A 281-nucleotide genomic window follows, 5' to 3' on the forward strand; every position below is an offset into this window, starting at 1 on the left:
CTCAGAAGTGAAACGCCGTAGCGCCGATGGTAGTGTGGGGTCTCCCCATGCGAGAGTAGGGAACTGCCAGGCATCAAATTTAGTGTGCTGATATGGCTCAGTTGGTAGAGCGCACCCTTGGTAAGGGTGAGGTCCCCAGTTCGACTCTGGGTATCAGCACCAGTTTTTCGGTTAAAGTTTGGCACTTAGAAAAGAATTTGTCTGGCGGCTGTAGCGCGGTGGTCCCACCTGACCCCATGCCGAACTCAGAAGTGAAACGCCGTAGCGCCGATGGTAGTGTG

1 tRNA gene and 1 rRNA gene are annotated in these 281 nt (G+C 54.4%); both read left to right on the plus strand.

The features are described from left to right. Window positions 1-86: 86 nt before the first annotated feature. A tRNA-Thr gene (locus OGV93_RS00650) sits at window positions 87-162 on the plus strand. 38 nt (window positions 163-200) lie between these two features. Then, window positions 201-281, plus strand: a 5S ribosomal RNA gene (rrf, locus tag OGV93_RS00655); the annotation flags it as partial.

Source organism: Citrobacter sp. Cb031, from assembly GCF_030336725.1.
Taxonomy (GTDB): domain Bacteria; phylum Pseudomonadota; class Gammaproteobacteria; order Enterobacterales; family Enterobacteriaceae; genus Citrobacter; species Citrobacter braakii.